Annotated in this window: 13 protein-coding genes; 4 read left to right on the top strand and 9 right to left on the bottom strand. The window is 60.8% G+C overall.

Annotated elements, in window-relative coordinates; all coding sequences use genetic code 11:
* Positions 1-7: 7 nt before the first annotated feature.
* Genes AAEZ08_RS16695 through AAEZ08_RS16685 form a run of 3 tightly spaced genes read right to left on the bottom strand, consistent with a single transcriptional unit; the run spans position 8 to position 2,674 of the window.
* Positions 8-553 carry a MotA/TolQ/ExbB proton channel family protein gene (locus AAEZ08_RS16695; RefSeq protein ID WP_003281788.1) on the bottom strand — a complete coding sequence of 182 codons (546 nt, stop codon included), beginning with the start codon at positions 551-553 and terminating at the stop codon, positions 8-10.
* Positions 546-1,892, bottom strand: a complete 1,347-nt coding sequence (locus AAEZ08_RS16690; protein ID WP_102821115.1) for a MotA/TolQ/ExbB proton channel family protein — start codon at positions 1,890-1,892, stop codon at positions 546-548. The genes AAEZ08_RS16695 and AAEZ08_RS16690 overlap by 8 nt, the downstream gene beginning before the upstream one ends.
* A complete protein-coding gene (locus AAEZ08_RS16685; RefSeq protein WP_483031010.1) occupies positions 1,889-2,674 on the bottom strand; it encodes a DUF3450 domain-containing protein in 786 nt (261 codons plus the stop codon). Before AAEZ08_RS16685 ends, AAEZ08_RS16690 begins: the two co-directional genes overlap by 4 nt.
* A gap of 184 nt (positions 2,675-2,858) precedes the next feature.
* Between AAEZ08_RS16685 and AAEZ08_RS16680 the strand changes: the two genes are divergently transcribed.
* Positions 2,859-3,539 carry an OmpW/AlkL family protein gene (locus AAEZ08_RS16680; protein ID WP_500124713.1) on the top strand — a complete coding sequence of 227 codons (681 nt, stop codon included), beginning with the start codon at positions 2,859-2,861 and terminating at the stop codon, positions 3,537-3,539.
* 74 nt (positions 3,540-3,613) lie between these two features.
* Here AAEZ08_RS16680 and AAEZ08_RS16675 read toward each other — a convergent pair whose 3' ends face one another.
* From AAEZ08_RS16675 to AAEZ08_RS16660, 4 genes are all read right to left on the bottom strand, one after another.
* Positions 3,614-4,543, bottom strand: coding sequence for an NAD-dependent epimerase/dehydratase family protein (locus AAEZ08_RS16675; RefSeq protein ID WP_500124712.1), 930 nt, complete (start codon positions 4,541-4,543; stop codon positions 3,614-3,616).
* Positions 4,536-5,420: a sugar nucleotide-binding protein gene (locus AAEZ08_RS16670; protein ID WP_003281796.1), complete on the bottom strand. Its 885-nt coding sequence runs from the start codon at positions 5,418-5,420 to the stop codon at positions 4,536-4,538. Before AAEZ08_RS16670 ends, AAEZ08_RS16675 begins: the two co-directional genes overlap by 8 nt.
* 10 nt (positions 5,421-5,430) lie before the next feature.
* Entirely contained in the window at positions 5,431-5,925 is a 495-nt protein-coding gene (locus AAEZ08_RS16665) for a single-stranded DNA-binding protein (protein ID WP_058063748.1), read from the bottom strand.
* 169 nt (positions 5,926-6,094) lie between these two features.
* A complete protein-coding gene (locus tag AAEZ08_RS16660; protein ID WP_482695388.1) occupies positions 6,095-7,462 on the bottom strand; it encodes an MFS transporter in 1,368 nt (455 codons plus the stop codon).
* Between the two features lie 131 nt (positions 7,463-7,593).
* Between AAEZ08_RS16660 and uvrA the strand changes: the two genes are divergently transcribed.
* The 3 genes from uvrA to AAEZ08_RS16645 all read left to right on the top strand — a co-directional run bounded on the left by uvrA (position 7,594) and on the right by AAEZ08_RS16645 (position 11,800).
* Positions 7,594-10,437 (top strand): excinuclease ABC subunit UvrA, encoded by a 2,844-nt coding sequence (gene uvrA, locus AAEZ08_RS16655; protein WP_003281800.1) that lies wholly within the window; start codon positions 7,594-7,596, stop codon positions 10,435-10,437.
* A 98-nt stretch (positions 10,438-10,535) separates the two neighbouring features.
* On the top strand, positions 10,536-10,904 hold the full coding sequence (locus AAEZ08_RS16650) for a M14 family zinc carboxypeptidase (protein ID WP_500124711.1): 369 nt from the start codon (positions 10,536-10,538) through the stop codon (positions 10,902-10,904).
* A 20-nt stretch (positions 10,905-10,924) separates the two neighbouring features.
* Positions 10,925-11,800 carry a M14 family metallopeptidase gene (locus AAEZ08_RS16645; RefSeq protein ID WP_500124710.1) on the top strand — a complete coding sequence of 292 codons (876 nt, stop codon included), beginning with the start codon at positions 10,925-10,927 and terminating at the stop codon, positions 11,798-11,800.
* A gap of 66 nt (positions 11,801-11,866) precedes the next feature.
* Here AAEZ08_RS16645 and AAEZ08_RS16640 read toward each other — a convergent pair whose 3' ends face one another.
* Positions 11,867-13,327, bottom strand: a complete 1,461-nt coding sequence (locus tag AAEZ08_RS16640) for a catalase (protein WP_500124709.1) — start codon at positions 13,325-13,327, stop codon at positions 11,867-11,869.
* 198 nt (positions 13,328-13,525) lie between these two features.
* Positions 13,526-13,912 (bottom strand): 50S ribosomal protein L17, encoded by a 387-nt coding sequence (gene rplQ / locus AAEZ08_RS16635; protein ID WP_003281805.1) that lies wholly within the window; start codon positions 13,910-13,912, stop codon positions 13,526-13,528.
* Between the last annotated feature and the right edge of the window lie 45 nt (positions 13,913-13,957).

Raw genomic sequence — 13,957 nt, 5'->3', positions numbered from 1 at the left:
CTAATCCTCAGTCGTGACGCAGCTGGTCAGCCAGCCGGTCGAGAGACTGGCGCGCGATCCGCTCGAGGCGCGCCAGACTGAACAATCCTGTGATGGCCAGCACCATGCCAGCCATGGTCGGCAGAGTCGCCTGCCAGACACCTGCGGCCATGCCGCGTGGGTTGCCGGAGCCACTGAGCGCCAGCACGTCGAATACTGCGATCATGCCGCTGACCGTGCCGAGCAGTCCGAGTAGCGGATACATCGCCACCAGGGTCTTGCTTAGCCGTAGCGGCCCGGACAACTGCTGCTGCGCCTGCGCCAGCCAGGCCGAACGCACCGCACGCTGCCAGCTACCAGGCTCATCGGCCATCTGCGCCCAAGCCTGCCGACGCGATTCGACCCAGTGCGGGAAGACCCGCCGCATGAACCACAGGCGCTCGAAAACCAGCGTCCAATACAGCACGCACAGGCCGGCCAGCGCCCACATCACCACGCCGCCCGCAGCCATGAAGTCGAGCAGCGCATGACCGCTGTCGACCAGACCCAGCCAGTGGGCGCGCAAATCAGTCACGGCGTGGCGCCCCCGACAGATGCAGCGCGATCAACCCTGCGCTTTGCTGCTCAAGCAGTTGAATCAGTCCCTTGCTGCGGCTGGCCAGCAGGCTGTGCAGGAACAGCAATGGGATCGCCACTACCAGGCCCAGCACGGTCGTTACCAGCGCCTGAGAGATACCGTCAGCCATCAGCCGCGAATCACCGCCACCGCTCTGGGTGATCGCCTGGAAAGTAATGATCATGCCGGTAACGGTACCCAGCAGCCCGAGCAGCGGCGCGACGGCAGCGAGCAATTTGAGCAGCGGCTGGCCGCGCTCCAACGGCGGTGTCTCCTGAAGAATCGCCTCATCCAGCTTAAGCTCCAGCGTCTCCAGATCCGACAGTTGAGGCTTAGGCCCCAGCACGCCGATGATGCGCCCGAGCGGATTGTCGTCGCGCGGCTGGTTGAGCTCACGCATCTGGCTGCCGACCTTGCGACCGACGCCACCGAGGTAGACCATGCGCCAGATCGCCAACAGCAGGCCGATGGCACCGAGAACCAAAATCACACCACCGACCAGCCCGCCCTGCTTCACGCGTTCCCATAGCGTCGGCTGACGCTGCAGCTGAGCGAGCAAAGTACCTCGACTCGGATCCACCGGCAGGGTAGCCAACGCTTCATTGCTTTCCAGATAGTCTCCGATCAGACCTTTACCGGACGGCTGACGCACCGGCACCAGCAACTCGCCGGCATCAGCGTCATAGCGCAGGAAGGCATCACGGGTGAAAGCGGAAAAGCTACCTACTCGCAGGACTGGCTGTTCACTACGCGCCCCATCGGTGCCCACTACCGGCAGCTGCACACGCTCTACGCGACCGCTGGCGGCCAGGTCTTCGAGCAGTGTCATCCAGAAAGCGTCGAGATCCTCGGCCGAGGGCAGCGCGCGACTTTCAGCCAGGCTGCGCAGCTGCTTCAAACGCTCTGGGTACTGGGCATTGAGCAGGCTGTCCTGCCATTGCCCAGCGATGTCTCCTGCACTCTGGCGCACCACACCGAACAGCTCACCCAGGTGGCCGACCCGCTGCGCCAAGAGTTTTTCCTGCTCAGCCAGCTCGGCTTCCTGACGGTCGAATTCGGCCTTCAGCCGCTCGGCCTCGGCCTTTTGCTCGGCCAATGCGGCACGGGCGCGGGAAAGCAGTTGCTGCTGCTCGCCGCGATCCCGAACAAAGGCTTGCTCCCGGGCCTGCATGGCACTGACCTCGGCTGCGCGATCGCTGCGAATGCGCTCGAGCAGCTGGTCGGGGCTGAGCGGCTCTGCCGAATGAGCCGCGAGTGGCAGCAGCGCGACGAAGAAGAGGGAAAACAGACGGCTCATTGCGCGGCCTCCTCGGCCAGGGTCTTCACGGGCAGTTGCAGGTAGGCCGGAGCCTGTTGCTGGCGAGCGATGGCAATCGCTTGCGTCAACGGGCGCCGAGCGCTGCCGTCGAGCACTTCCCAAGCGCGCGCCTGCGGGTTCCACCAGCCACTCTCATGAGCATCAAGGGTCTGGTAATAGAGCATCACTCGGCCCAGGCGCAGGAACTCGACGCTGCGAGAATCGGCGTCGCCCGGCAGCTCGCCGCGCCAGGCTTCGAGCGTGCGGCCGTAATCACTTTCGATCTGGTAGGCCTCCAGGATGCGTCGGTACTTCTCCGCCAGACTGACATCGGCACGCGGGAGCAGGTCCTGCAAACCGGCCAGGCGATCGGCGCGCTCATCGGGTAGGAAAGGCAGGTCAGCAACGATGAACTCGCTCAGCACCTCCACCATACGGCTCATCTGTGGCGTTACTGCTTCCTGAGTACGCTCAATGCTGTCCAGCTGGCGCTGAAAGCCCACCAGTTCCTTGCTCTGCGCTGCAGTGAGCTCATGCAACTGTTTGTTATAGGCCTTCAACGCCTCGGTCTGCTGCAGGGCGCTACGGTACTCGTTGAGCATTTCGCGGGTGGCATCGTCGAGCTGATCAATCCGCGCCTGAGAAGCCTTTGCTTCGGCGGAAAGGCGCTCGCTTTCTCCCAGCGCCGCATCCAGCGGCGCAGCGGACAGCGATCCGGCGTAGAGCTGCACACAGCACGGCAGCACGGCAACCGCCAGCAGGCGGGGGATGAAGGAAGGCATTAAAGGATCCTTGGAGACGGGCGTTAACTCAAAAGAGAAACATTATCATCTGTGAGTTGACGCAAAGCAACCCTGCCGCTATGTCGCAGGTGAGCAGGCATTTTTCATTGAGCTGGATCAAAAACCCGCCGCGCTCAGCCCCTACCATGGCCCCCAATCGCATTACACCAAACGGAGCATCATCATGCGCAAGACCCTGTTCACCGCTTCCGCGCTGGCCCTGGCGCTGGCCGCCCCCTTCGCCCAGGCTTTCGAAGCCGGGGACATCATCGTTCGCGCTGGTGCGATCACCGTTGATCCGCGTGAAGATAGCGGCAACCTAAAGTTCGATGGAGTAAGTGCAGGCGGTACCAGCGCCACTCTGAACAGCGACACTCAGCTGGGCCTGAACTTCGCTTATATGGTGACTGACAAGGTTGGTATCGAACTGCTCGCTGCAACTCCGTTCAGCCATGAAGTCGGCGTAAAAGGCCTAGGCGGTCTAGACGGCAAACTCGGAGACATCAAACACCTGCCGCCGACCCTAAGCGTCATTTACTACCCGCTGGACAGCAAGGCCGCCTTCCAGCCCTACTTGGGTGTAGGCATCAACTACACCACATTTTTCCAAGAAGACTTGAGCAGCGAGCGGAAGGCTCAGGGCTTCAGCAGCCTGGATCTGGACGACTCGTGGGGCTTCGCATTCCAAGTGGGCGCAGATTACATGCTGACCGACCGACTGATGATCAACGCGCAAGTCCGCTATATCGACATCGATACCGAGGCCACTGTCAAAGGCCCCGGCGCACTCGGCATTGCTAAAACCAAAGTCGACGTAGACGTAGACCCGATGGTCTACATGGTCGGCCTCGGCTACAAGTTCTGACGAAACGGCTGCCGCCTAATCGCAGACAAACAAAAGGCGCCTAAGGCGCCTTTTGTGTTTTTAGAGTTCGCCTCTTACAAACCCAACAACTTCGCCAACCCATCACGCATGCTGGTCGGCGGCTCTGGCAAGCGGTAGCGCTGCAACAGGCGTGCATTGTTCGCTCGCGAATGACGAATATCCCCCGGCCGTGCCGCCTGGTAGCTCACCTCAGGTAGCCCACCCAGTACATCACCAATAGCGTCGAGCAGCTGATTCAGCGAAGTGGCCTGATTCAGCCCTACATTTACTGCGCCCTCCGGCGCCTCAGGCGACTCCAGCGCCTGCACCAACACTTCGACCAGATCGGCAACGTAGAGAAAATCGCGCGTCTGCTCGCCATCGCCGAACACCGCAATCGGCAAACCCTTCTGCGCCCGCTCGGTGAAAATGCTGATCACGCCGGAATATGGCGAAGATGGATCCTGCCGCGGCCCGAAGATGTTGAAGAAGCGGAACACCACTGGCTCCAGTCCGTGCTGACGGCGATAGAAGTCCAGGTAATGCTCGCTGGCCAACTTGTCTGCGGCATAGGGCGTCAGCGGCGCCTTGGGCGTATCTTCATCGATGGCCTGGCCTTCACCGTTGTTACCGTAGACGGCTGCACTGGAAGCGAACAGCACCCGCTTCACACCAGCCTCACGCATCGCTTCGCACAGATTCAGCGTACCGATAAGGTTGCTCTGATGAGTACCGAACGGGTCATCTACCGAAGCCTGGACTGATGCAACCGCAGCCAGATGCACCACCGCTTGGCAACCCTGCACCGCACGACGAACGCAAGCAGCGTCAGCCACATCACCGACCACCAGCTCGACACGCTCGTTCTGCGGCAGGTTTTCACGCTTGCCACTAGACAGATTGTCCAGCACACGAACGGCGCAACCGCGCGCGAGCAGGGCATCGACCAGATTGGAGCCGATGAAACCGGCGCCACCAGTGACCAGGATCGGGGCATCAGCCATGACGGTAATAGCGCTCCAGCAGGCTCGGCAACCCTGTGCGCCAGGCGCGGGGTTTGATGCCGAAAGTGGTGAATATCTTCTTGCAGGCGAGCACGCCATGCTGCGGCTCCGCCGCCGCGTCCAGGCAATCGGCGTGAGCAACAGCGGTCAGGTTGGCCGCGGCCACATTGCGGTATTTGCTTGCCTCACCGAGTAGTGCCTGAGCAACCAGCAGAGGAGTGGACGCCTCATGGCCGCCGTAGTGATAGGTGCCCCACAGAGGTGCCAGGCAATCAAGCTGCTTGAGCACCGCCAGAATGACCCGCGCAGCATCATCAACCGGTGTGGGATTGCCGCGCCGGTCGTCCGCCAGGAGAATCGGCTCGCTTTGCTCCAAACGCTGCAGCACACGACCCAAGACTCCGTCGCGACTGTCATCGAGTAGCCAGCCAAAGCGCAGCAGTACGTGACGGGGACATAGCGAGCGCACGCTCTGCTCGATGCGCCAGAGCGCCCGGCCCCGAGCATCCAGCGGTGCCACCTCATCCTTTTCGCTATAGGCCGTGGTCCGAGCGCCGTCGAATACACGGTAGCTCGACGGCTGCAACAGCACGAAATCGTGATGCTGGCAAAGCTCGGCCAGGCGATCCACCGCATGCTCCTGAGCCGTGAGCGCCGCCTCGTTGGCCTGACCGCTCTGGAACCAGTCGTAGTAGTAGGCAAGGTTGATCACGACATCCGGACGGTTGTCGTCGAGTAGCTGGGTAAGGCTGGCTGCGTCCCAGCCCTGTGCGGGCGGGCGCGGCGCGAGGAAACCGATGTCTTCCTCGGCGCCGAGGCGGATGAGCGCCTGGCCCAGGGCATTGCCGCCGCCCAACAGCATCAGGCGCATTCGCATTCAGAAAACTCTAGAAGGGGATGTCGTCGTCGAAGCTGTCGTAGTCCGGTGCAGGCTGCTGACGCGCCGCGGGCTGCTGCGGCTGGGCCTGCTGACGCGGCGCCTGCTGCGGCTCACGCTGCGGACGAGCTTGTTGACGTGGGGCATCGTCGGAACTGCCGCCACGGCCACCAAGCAGCTGCATGGTGCCATTCATGTCGACGACGATTTCGGTGGTGTAGCGCTTGACGCCGTCCTTCTCCCACTCACGGGTCTGCAGGCGGCCTTCGATATAGCACTGCGAACCCTTGCGCAGGTATTCGCCAGCAATCTCGGCAACCTTGCCGAACAACACCACACGGTGCCACTCGGTGCGCTCCTGGAGCTGGCCGGTCTGCTTGTCCTTCCAGCTGTCGGTGGTTGCCAGCGTGATGTTGGTCACCGCATTGCCATTGGGCATGTAGCGGGTTTCCGGGTCGCCGCCGACATTGCCGATCAAGATGACTTTATTCACCCCTCTGGCCATGGGTAACTCCTCATTTGGAACATTGAATATAAATGGGCTCACCGATGGCGATCCTGCCACCAGACCACCCGATGACCGCGAATCTTACCTCAGCCACCCTTTACGGCCAACCGACGCTCCTTCAAGTTGCGCCTGGGCATGCACTAACCAAGCTGCACGCGGAGTGCGTTCATGCCACCAGGCGATCCAGTGCGTCCCGATCCAGCTGTTGTGTATCGACTTTGATATAAGCCGCAGCCTCCTCGAAAACGATTAGCACGTCACTGACACCAGCTACCTGCAGCAGATCATTCTCAAGACCGGCGTTGCCCAACGCGCCAGTGGAGAGCGGTAGACGCAAGCTGGTCACGTAAGGCGGCTCGCGCATGCTGAAGGCGATCACGAACCAAAGCGCACACAGCGCAGCGCAACCGATGAACACCAGCGCCAGCCCGCCTTGTTGATAAAGCACACCACCCAGGATGCCGCCCATCCCGGCGCCAAGGAACTGACTGGTGGAGTAGACCCCCATCGCCGTGCCCTTGCCGCCCGCCGGCGCCACCTTGCTGATCAGTGAAGGCAACGAAGCTTCCAGCAGGTTGAAGGCCACGAAGAAGCCGACCATGCCTACCACCAACATCCACAAGCCGTTGCCAAACCACCAGAAAAAAAGCTCACAAAGCAGCAGCGCCGCGACCGCGCCCAGCAGCACTCGACGCATCTGACGCTTCTTTTCACCGTAGATGATGAATGGAATCATGCCGAAAAAGCCGATCATCAGCGCTGTGAGATACACCCACCAGTGCTCTTCCTTGGGCAACGCTCCCTGCTCCACCAGCGCCAGCGGCAAGGCGACGAAACTGGCCATCAGGATCGCATGCAGCGCCAGAATGCTGAAATCCAGGCGCAGCAGGTCGGGGTGGCGCAACGTCAGTCCGAGCGCTTGCTTGGCAACTCCGGATTCACGATGGCGTACATGGGCCTGGGCCTTCGGCAACAGCGCGACGATGACACCACCGAACATGGCCATCCCGGCGGTCACCCAGAACAGGCCGGACAGGCCGAACGCCCGAGTCAGCAACGGCCCGACGATCATCGCCACAGCGAAGGAAAAACCGATACTCACACCGATCAGGGCCATCGCCTTGGTCCGATGCTGTTCGCGGGTCAGGTCTGAAAGCAGCGCCATCACCGCCGCTGAAATTGCCCCAGCGCCTTGCAGAATGCGCCCAGCAATAACCCCCCAAATACTGTCGGACATCGCCGCCAGTGCGGCTCCGGCAGCGAAGATCAGCAAACCGAAATAGATGATCGGCAAGCGACCAATACGATCAGAAAGAATACCGAAGGGAATTTGCAGCAGCGCCTGGGTCAAACCATAGGCGCCTATCGCAAGACCGATAAGGGTTGGCGTCGCGCCTTCCAAATCCATGCCGTAGGTGGCCAGTACGGGCAAAACCATGAACATGCCGAGCATGCGAAAAGCGAATACCAGAGCCAGCCCGGAAGCTGCACGTGTTTCGCTGGCGCTCATGCGCTCGCTATAGGGGTCCTGCATGGAGGGTCTCGCTTGTATGAACCGGCGGCGATTCTAGCAGCCCAACCCTGTTCGGCACAGGCGCTCGGTTTTGCCGCGACTACCACCCCGGCCGTATACTTTCGGGTTTCCGCCCGCCACGCGAGGCTGTTTTGGACAAGATTCTTATTCGTGGGGCTCGCACCCACAACCTGAAGAACATCGACCTCACCCTGCCGCGCGACAAGCTTATCGTCATCACCGGCCTTTCTGGCTCCGGCAAATCTTCGCTTGCATTCGACACTCTTTACGCTGAGGGCCAGCGTCGCTATGTCGAATCGCTCTCAGCGTATGCCCGTCAGTTCCTCTCGATGATGGAAAAGCCCGATGTCGATACCATCGAAGGGCTTTCCCCAGCGATCTCCATCGAGCAGAAATCGACCTCGCACAACCCGCGTTCCACCGTCGGCACCATCACCGAGATCTACGACTACCTGCGCCTGCTCTATGCACGTGTCGGCACGCCGCGCTGTCCGGATCATGACGCACCGCTGGAAGCGCAGACGGTCAGCCAGATGGTCGATCAGGTACTGGCACTGCCGGAAGGTCGCAAGCTAATGCTGCTAGCGCCGGTCATCCGCGAGCGCAAGGGCGAGCACCTTGCCGTGTTCGACGAGCTGCGTGCCCAAGGATTCGTGCGCGCCCGTGTCAATGGACGGCTGTACGAACTGGACGAGCTGCCCAAGCTCGACAAACAGAAGAAGCACTCGATCGACGTGGTGGTGGACCGCTTCAAGGTCCGCGGCGACCTGCAGCAACGCCTGGCCGAATCCTTCGAAACGGCGCTCAAACTGGCCGACGGCATTGCCCTGGTCGCGTCCATGGAAGAGGACGACGACAGCGAGGAGATGATCTTCTCCGCGCGTTTCGCCTGCCCGATCTGCGGCCACTCGATCAGCGAGCTGGAGCCCAAGCTCTTCTCCTTCAACAACCCGGCCGGCGCCTGCCCGACCTGTGATGGCCTGGGCGTGAAGCAGTTCTTCGACGCCAAGCGCCTGGTCAATGGCGAACTGACCCTGGCCGAAGGCGCCATACGCGGCTGGGACCGGCGCAACGTCTACTACTTCCAGATGCTTGGCTCGCTGGCCTCGCACTATGGCTTCAGTCTGGACGAGCCGTTCGATTCGCTACCGGCAGACCAGCAGAAGTTCATCCTGCGCGGCAGCGGACGCGACAGCGTGGAATTCCGTTACCTCAACGACCGCGGCGACATCGTCAAACGCTCGCACCCATTCGAAGGCATCATCCCCAACCTGGAGCGCCGCTATCGCGAAACCGAGTCCAATTCGGTACGCGAAGAGCTCGCCAAGTACCTCAGCACCCAGCCTTGCCCGGACTGTCGCGGTACGCGTCTGCGCCGGGAAGCCCGTCACGTATGGGTCGGCGACAAGACCTTGCCGGCGGTTACAGCGCTGCCTATCGGCGATGCCACCGACTACTTCGCTGGGCTTTCGCTCAGTGGTCGACGCGGTGAGATCGCCGGCAAGATTCTCAAGGAAATCAGCGAGCGCCTGCAGTTTCTGGTTAACGTTGGCCTCGATTACCTGACGCTCGACCGCAGCGCCGATACTCTCTCCGGCGGCGAAGCCCAGCGCATCCGCCTGGCCAGCCAGATCGGTGCCGGCCTGGTCGGAGTGATGTACATCCTCGATGAACCGTCGATTGGCCTGCACCAGCGTGACAACGAGCGACTGCTGGGCACCCTTCGCCACTTGCGCGACATCGGCAATACGGTGATCGTCGTCGAGCACGACGAGGACGCGATCCGTCTCGCCGACTACGTAGTGGACATCGGCCCCGGGGCCGGGGTGCATGGCGGCCGCATCGTCGCCGAGGGCACACCGGACGAGGTGATGGCACACCCGGATTCGCTGACCGGCAAGTACCTCTCCGGCCGGGTGAAGATCAACTATCCGCCGAAGCGCACCCGCCGCGACGCGAAAAAACTGCTCAAGCTCAAGGGCGCCCGCGGCAACAACTTGCGCAACGTCGACCTGGAAATCCCGGTAGGTCTGCTCACCTGTATCACCGGCGTGTCCGGCTCGGGTAAGTCGACCCTGATCAACAACACGCTTTTCCCGATCACCGCCACGGCCCTCAATGGGGCAACCACGCTGGAAGTAGCCCCGCACGACAGCTTCGATGGCCTGCAGCACCTCGACAAGGTGGTGGACATTGATCAAAGCCCGATCGGCCGCACCCCGCGCTCCAACCCCGCGACCTACACCGGCCTGTTCACGCCGATTCGCGAGCTGTTTGCTGGCGTGCCAGAAGCACGCTCGCGCGGCTATGGTCCGGGCCGCTTCTCCTTCAACGTCAAGGGCGGGCGCTGCGAAGCGTGCCAGGGCGATGGCGTGATCAAGGTGGAGATGCACTTTCTGCCGGATATCTACGTGCCGTGCGACGTGTGCAAGGGCAAGCGCTACAACCGCGAAACGCTTGAGGTGAAATACAAGGGCAAGAGCATCACCGAGGTGCTCGATATGACCATCGAGGAAGCCCGTGAATTCTTCGATCCGGTCCCGGCCGTTGCCCGTAAGCTGCAGACGCTGATGGATGTAGGCCTGTCATACATCAAGCTCGGACAGAGTGCGACGACGCTGTCCGGCGGCGAGGCGCAACGCGTCAAGCTATCGCGCGAGCTGTCCAAGCGCGATACCGGCAAGACGCTGTACATCCTTGACGAGCCCACCACCGGCCTGCATTTCGCCGATATCCAGCAATTGCTCGACGTGCTGCATCGCCTGCGCGATCACGGCAATACGGTAGTGGTCATCGAGCACAATCTGGATGTGATCAAGACGGCCGACTGGTTGGTAGATCTTGGCCCGGAAGGCGGCTCCAAGGGTGGTCAGATCATCGCCTGCGGCACTCCGGAAGAGGTAGCGGACATGACGCAGTCGCACACCGGCCACTTCCTCAAGCCGTTGCTGGAGCGCGACCGTTCTGCGAGCTGATTGCCGCTCTAGCAACAAGTGCAAGCGCAGCGGGGTCCACTGCAAGTCCCGCCAGACGGTTAGGCGGGACACTACCAGCCCGATTAGGAGAAATCCCGATGCGTATTGCGCTCGCCGCGTGCCTGCTCGGCGCCAGCCTGTTGCCCGGCCTCAGCACCGCCGCTCAACCCAACGGCCCTTGGCTAACCGACAAACAGAACGTCTCGCTCGAGGCGTTCCTGAGCAATCAACAGCTTTACGACCAACTCAGTGGACTGTCGCGGCGCTTCCCTGATTCGTTGAGCCTGGAACAGGCTGGAACCAGTAATGAAGGCCGCCCAATCTGGCTAGCCAGATTGGGCAATGCCGACAAGCCTGCCGTGATGATCATCACTCAACAGCACGGAAATGAGCCCCACGGCACCGAGGCCGCAGTGAACCTGATACACGCCTCGCATCCGGTGGTGCCTTGTCCCGCCAGGTACTGAACAACATTCAGGTGTTAATCATGCCGAGGGTCAACCCGGACGGCGCCGAGCGTTTCGATCGCGGCAATATGGACTTTAGCGCTCCGCAAACCAGCACTGACTACCTTCGGGCCGATGGCAGCCTGGATCCTGCCAAGCTTGATCAGCGCTTGGGCGCCAACGTGACTGCCTGCACCGATGCCGGCGGCCAGCGCCGATTCAGCTACGACATCAACCGTTACCACCGGACGGACTGGAGCCAGAGCACGCAGATACGCTGCAATCCGGGCCTTGCTGGCGAGCGACACTACAACCCAGGACAGAACCCGGTACCCGAAGCGGTCGCTGTGCGTGGCATCTATGACCGCTATCGCCCCATCTGGCTGGTAGATGTGCACAACCAGAATCCAGCCGTAGTACTCGAGGATGTAGACCCCGAGGTAAACAGACCCGGCCGACAAGTGACCGGCTCCATCACTTGGCCGACCCACCCAGATGTCGCTCCCGAAGCAGTAGCACTGTCGAAGCAACTGGCCATCGCGATGAAACAACGTTCCCTGCAGCTTGGCTTCATGGAAATCACCAACTATTACCACGAGCACCCCAACGGCGATGTCCGCCGCGTCGGCGGCGATCCTGGCATTGCACGGAACGCGTACGGCCTACTGGGTAGCGAACGGCTAGCCGCCGGTGACGAGGGCCCACTAGGTGGCAGCATCCTGATGGAAATCGGTGGCCTGAATAGCCGCGGCCAGAAGTCCGTCGGCATGCTACGCAACAACGTTCGTGAAATGCTCGAAGCGGTACTTGTTGCCACCGCCAACGGCAGCCTGATGGCTATCGACCCGGCAGAAGCCGATCGTCTCCTGCCGCCCGGACAGGAAAGTGATAAACCGCTGAGCAATCCACACGAGTAGCGCCCTCGAAACGAAAACGCCCACAGCACACGCTGCGGGCGTTTCTGTTTACCAGTATCGATTCGCTTACGCCGGCACCTCCGACAACGGAATGTTCAGCGCCGCGGCTATTCCTGCACCGTAAGCCGGGTCAGCCCTTAAACAATGGCTTATGTGGCGAATCATGATGTGACGCTCCACACCTTGCATCGAGCGCGCGGTATTTTCGAACAGCCGCTGCTGCTCATCGGCCTTCATCAGGCGGAACAGATTGCCAGGCTGGGTAAAGTAGTCTGCATCATCGGCGCGAAAATCATGCCGATCCGCTGCCCCTTCAAGCATCAACGGCGGCTCGCTGAAGTCAGGCTGCTCCTGCCACTCGCCGTAGGTATTCGGCTCGTAATGCAGACGCCCACCCTGATTGCCATCCACGCGCATGGCACCATCGCGATGGTAGCTGTGGACCGGGCAACGGGGGGCATTTACCGGAATCTGATGGTGATTCACCCCAAGCCGGTAGCGTTGCGCATCGCCGTATGAAAACAAGCGTCCCTGCAGCATCCGGTCCGGAGAGAAACTGATGCCCGGAACGACATTCGCCGGGGTGAATGCGGCCTGCTCGACATCCTGGAAGTAGTTATCGGGATTGCAGTTGAGCTCGTAGTAGCCAACCTCGATCAGCGGATAGTCGGCATGCGGCCAGACCTTGGTCAGGTCGAACGGATGGTAAGGCACCTTGGCCGCGTCTACCTCCGGCATTACCTGCACATACATCGTCCAGCGCGGGTATTCACCACGTTCGATGGCCTCGAACAGATCGCGCTGCGAACTTTCACGATCCCCCGCGACGATAGCGGCTGCTTCAGCGTCGGTAAGATTCTTGATGCCCTGCTGAGTACGGAAGTGAAACTTCACCCAGTACCGTTCGTTATTCGGGCTGATGAAGCTATAGGTATGAGAACCGAAGCCATGCATGTGGCGATAGGAGGCAGGAATCCCCCGATCTCCCATCACATAGGTGATCTGATGAAGCGCCTCAGGCAACCCCGTCCAGAAATCCCAATTATTGTTAGCGCTCCGCATGTTGGTCCGAGGATCTCGTTTGACCGCGTGATTAAGGTCGGGAAACTTCAACGGATCGCGGAAGAAAAATACCGGAGTATTGTTGCCCACCATGTCCCAGTTGCCTTGCTCGGTATAAAACTTCAGAGCATATCCGCGAATATCACGCTCTGCGTCGGCCGCGCCCCGCTCCCCCGCCACCGTAGAGAACCGCGCAAACAAGGGCGTGCGCTTACCGATCTCGGAAAACAGTTTGGCTTTCGTGTAGCGAGTGATGTCGTGGGTGACGACGAACTCACCAAATGCCCCCGACCCCTTTGCATGCATGCGACGCTCCGGGATGACTTCGCGGTCAAAATGCGCGAGCTTTTCCAAAAACCATACGTCCTGCAGCAACATTGGGCCGCGGCTGCCAGCAGTCATGGAGTTTTGGTTTTCAGAAACCGGGGCGCCGGCAACGGTTGTAAGTTTCGGCTTATCAGTCATGGTTGCAACTCCTTGGTATTCACTGGATTCCAGTGTCTCGACGAGCACTCTCTGGTTGAGTGCCATCATAGGAAGCCAGCACAACGCCGACCAATGATGAAGGTCAACGCTGCCAATAGAGCAAATCTTTCAGGCATAGAACTCTCAGGCATAAAAAAGCCGAGTCATAAGACTCGGCTTCTTTTACCGCTGCCGATATTACTCGGCGGCTTCAACCTCACCAGCGACCGGACGGTCAACCAGTTCGACGTAAGCCATAGGAGCGTTGTCTCCAGCGCGGAAACCGCACTTGAGAATGCGCAGGTAGCCGCCCTGACGGGTGGCGTAACGCGGACCCAGATCGTTGAACAGCTTGCCAACGATAGCTTTCGAACGGGTACGGTCGAAAGCCAGACGGCGGTTGGCGACGCTATCTTCCTTGGCCAGGGTGATCAGAGGCTCAGCGACGCGACGCAGCTCTTTCGCCTTGGGCAGGGTGGTCTTGATCAGTTCGTGCTCGAACAGCGACACCGCCATGTTCTGAAACATGGCCTTGCGGTGGGCGCTTGTGCGGCTCAGATGACGGCCACTTTTACGATGACGCATGATTGAAATTCCTTACCAAACGTTCAGTTCGGTTACTGGGGGCGA

The sequence above is a fragment of the Pseudomonas sp. E45-MNA-CIBAN-0222 genome, from assembly GCF_040310405.1.
Classification (GTDB): domain Bacteria; phylum Pseudomonadota; class Gammaproteobacteria; order Pseudomonadales; family Pseudomonadaceae; genus Stutzerimonas; species Stutzerimonas stutzeri_AC.
Note: the sequence above shows the minus strand (reverse complement) of the source record. Positions and strands in the feature narration are given on the sequence as shown.